This window comes from Edaphobacter sp. (assembly GCF_035532915.1).
In the GTDB taxonomy this organism is placed as follows: Bacteria; Acidobacteriota; Terriglobia; order Terriglobales; family Acidobacteriaceae; genus Edaphobacter.
This window is the reverse complement of the sequence record NZ_DATKQC010000081.1, coordinates 1-3728: the sequence shown is the minus strand read 5'-3', so window position 1 is coordinate 3728 and position 3728 is coordinate 1. Positions and strand designations below refer to the sequence as shown.

The 3728-nt window shown below is 58.1% G+C and carries 3 protein-coding genes; all 3 read left to right on the top strand.

Annotation, left to right across the window (positions count from 1 at the left end; genetic code table 11):
• The first annotated feature begins 78 nt into the window (after positions 1 to 78).
• The 3 genes from VMU57_RS04230 to VMU57_RS04220 are packed head-to-tail and all read left to right on the top strand — an operon-like array spanning position 79 to position 3547.
• Entirely contained in the window at positions 79 to 342 is a 264-nt protein-coding gene (locus VMU57_RS04230) for a VirB3 family type IV secretion system protein (protein WP_325381112.1), read from the top strand.
• A complete protein-coding gene (locus tag VMU57_RS04225; RefSeq protein ID WP_325381109.1) occupies positions 323 to 2692 on the top strand; it encodes a type VI secretion protein in 2370 nt (789 codons plus the stop codon). Before VMU57_RS04230 ends, VMU57_RS04225 begins: the two co-directional genes overlap by 20 nt.
• Before the next feature lie 18 nt (positions 2693 to 2710).
• Positions 2711 to 3547, top strand: coding sequence for a TrbG/VirB9 family P-type conjugative transfer protein (locus VMU57_RS04220; RefSeq protein WP_325381107.1), 837 nt, complete (start codon positions 2711 to 2713; stop codon positions 3545 to 3547).
• The last annotated feature ends 181 nt before the right edge of the window (positions 3548 to 3728 follow it).

The window sequence follows — 3728 nt, the reverse complement described above, 5'->3', positions numbered from 1 at the left end:
TTCGGCGCCGGAATTCTTGGCTGGGGAGCTGGCTGGATTGGCTCGCTCACTGGGCAACAGATGTGACGGTGAGCAGCCATGACCAGACGAGGAGAACCGTTACCGATCAATCAAGCGCTGAATCGTCCGAGGGCCAAGCTGGGCCTCGACCTCACAGCATGGATGGCGATCGTATTCGTCTGCGTAACGGTTTTCCTCGTTGGGTTTCGTCTGGTGGCGATGGTCGCCTTCCCCACGCTTGCAGCGGGGGCCTGGCTCATCGTCCGTAAACACCCAAAGATGTTCGAGCTCTGGGGCCTGAGCCTCAGCCAGAAGTCCTACTATGACCCGCGCAAATACTGAGCAGGCAAAATTCGTTCCGTGGTTCGCGAAGGCCGGAGCAGCGTGCAGCATCGTTCCGATTGCACGCTTCGTCAATGACCAAATCTTTGCGCTCAAGGGCGGAGGTTACGGATGCGTGTTCGCGCTGGCGGGCAGCGATGAAGAGGGGCTGACTGACCAGGAACTCGAAGCGCGGATGCGTTCCTTGGAAGGTGCGCTGCACGGTCTGCCGGAGGGCGCATGCCTCTATCAGTACACGCGCGTGATGTCCGGCTATGAGCTTCCCCGCCAGCAGACATATAGCAATCCCGTCACACAGGCATTCGTAGACGACCGGCTCACCTTCCTTGAGAAAACGGCAGGTTTCCGGCGCATCGACCTTCACTGGTGCCTGACCATTGAGCCGCCAAGGATCAAGGCATTCCAGCAGAAGCCCAAAGAGTACGCCGCCGACACTTCGCGGATGCTCGCGGAACTCCAGAAGACGGCCACGATTCTGGAGGGACATCTTGGCAGTTCGTTGGGATTGCGGCTGGTCGATAAGAATGCAGCATTTCAGTTCTTCAGCTACGTTTTCAACCTTGAGGAATGGGCGGAAGCCGACCAACTCCGGGCCGACACCGGCATAGACCGTCAGATTGTGAAGAACCCTGTCGCCTGGCACAGCGACCACTTGCGAGTCGGCAAACGCTACGTGCAGATGTTCTCCCTGAAGGCAACGCCGGAAGCGTCGAGGCCATGTCTCTTTTCCAGTCTGTTGACACTCGATTGCGACAGCATTCTTTGCTCGACATGGCGACCGAAGTCCACGGCAGCGGCGCGCAGCGAGATTGACGCACAGGAGAAATTCATCTCCTTCTTTAAGGTTGGCGTGCTGACGCGCGTCATGAGCGGTCGGGACACGGCTTCGCTTGAGATTGGAGCCGGCGCAAAGGCCGCGAACAGCAATGTTGATGATCTGAGCGAGGTCATCCGCTCGCTCGACAAAAAGGCGCAGGGCGAATACTCGCTCCGGCTGTTGCTGGCTGCGAACAGCCCCGATCAGTTGCGCGGCACCATCCCCGCCGTGCATCGCGCATTCGTCGATGCGCGGGCACAGGTGATCGAGGAAACGCTCGGCAACCTCTCCGCCTTTTATGCCATGTTCCCCGGCAACGGGAAGTTCAATGTTTTCCCTCTGTGGCTGTCGGAAGACCATCATGCCCGGCTGTCTTCTGTCTTCGCTCCGCATCTCGGACATCCGCGCTCTGAGGATCTCGATGCCGAGTACCTGAACATCTTCGAGACGCGTACGCGGACGCCGTTCTTTCAGGACGTGTATGTGGACGGAGTGCGCGTGATGCTCATCCTTGGGCCGACCGGGACTGGCAAATCCGTCCATGGAAACCAGCTCATCGCACTTGAACAGAAATACGGCGGCTTCAGCTACATCTTCGACATCGGCGGCAGCTATGAAAGCGTGGTCGAGGTGTACGGCGGGCGGGTAGACCGTGTCGGCAAGGACGGCCCCCGCGTCAATCCTTTCGCGCTGGAACCGACCGAGAGCAACCTCAAGTTTCTGTATACGTTCATCCGCCTGTTGCTGACCAACGGCGGAGTCGAACTGGAGCCGGAAGACGACGACGTGATCCACAAGGCGGTGCAGGATATGTACCTGCTCGACCGGGAGAACCGCCGCCTCTCGAATCTCTACCTGCCGAAGAAGCTCGACCGCTATCTCTCGAAATGGGTCCGGAATGGCGTCTATCACGCGATCTTCGACAACGTGGAGGATGGCCTCTCTCTGTCCCGTGTGCAGTGCTTCGACTTCGCTGGAGTCAACAACGAGCAATATGCCGACCTGATTGAACCGCTGATGGTCTGGCTTCTGCGGCGCATCAACGATGTGCTCTACGACCCGGCTAATCTCGGAGTCCCCAAGCACATTCTCATCGAGGAACTCTTCTCTTCGATGAAGAACCGCCAGTTGCTCGAAGGCGCATTGGCCTCCATCAAGACGGTGCGTAAGAATCTTGGCGGCGTGACGCTGATCGGCCAGTCCGCGGAAGACCTTGGCGAGAACGCGGACAGCATCGTGAACTCCTGCTCGTCATTTCTGTTCCTGAAAGACCCGACCTTCAACCGGAAGCGCTATGCCGAACTCTTCCGGTTGAATGAGCAGCAACTTGCGCTCTTCGAGAGCCTGCAGGACCGCGAAGCTCTATACATGCGTCGCGACGGGCTGACCAAGGTTGTCATTTTGAATCTCGACAACCGCAGCTACGCCACGTTCTCCACCAAACCCAAGGACCGGGTGCGCCGGTCGAAATTGATCGCCAAATATGGGCTCACCGAGGGTATCGACCGCTTTGCCCAGGGTGAACTCGTTTAACCCAAGAAAGGATCGCCCGTGAAACCGCTCATCCCAATCGCCCTAGCTCTTGGACTCTTGCATCCAGCAATTGCAGCACTGCACGCACAGCCCGCGCCCACGCAACCAATTCCCAGCGCACCGCGTACGGTGGTGGTGTCAGCAACTCTTTCACCCCCTGTGGTCCGCACAGCGTTGCTGCAATCGACGTTGATCGTCCTTCCTGCCGAAGAGAAGGTTGCGAACGTCTTTGCAGGAGACACGGTGGATTGGGTTTTCGACGGGGGCCACCTCGCCAGCCGCTTCATCAGCATCAAGCCGAAGGTCGCAGGTAGCACCACGGACGTTCACATCATCTCTGACCACGGCAACGAGTACACGCTGGAGCTGGAGGAAGTCTCTGGCGAGACTGATCCGCACTTTGATTCAAAAGTGTTCCTTGTCCCCGGCGACAAAGCAGCAAAGGAGAAGTTGACTGAGCTGCCCGTCTTTGTGCCCGCGTCGGAGTTAAGCCAGGCAAAGCAGGAGATTGCTGCGGCGAAAGCAGCCGAGGCGGCCACACTCAAAGCCGAGCAGACCAAAGAGGAAGAGTACCGCAGCCGCTATCCCGGCACGCTCCGCTTTGACTACACATGGAACAAGTCCAAAGGCGATGCGCTGGGCCTTCACGAAATCTGGCACGACGACAAATTCACCTACTTACGCGGCCAGTTTCAGGAGACTCCTGCCCTCTACGAAGTCAAAGACGGCAAGCCGTCGCTCATCAACTTCGATTTCTCGAACGGCCTATACATCGTGCCCAAGGAACTCGACCGCGGCTACCTCACCATCGGCAAACAGAAAGTTGAGTTTCACCGCACGGACGGAGGCAATTAGCTATGCCGAACCCAAACGAAAACACACCCGCAACTGTTCCCGAACAGCCAGAAGCCAAGCCGCCTGTGCGGAAGACCATGCCCGTCATCATTGCGCTGGTCGTCATCATGGCGCTCATCGGCATTGCAAATCTCTCCCGTTTACTCAAGGGCAACAATCGACCAGCTTCGGCAGCCACGAT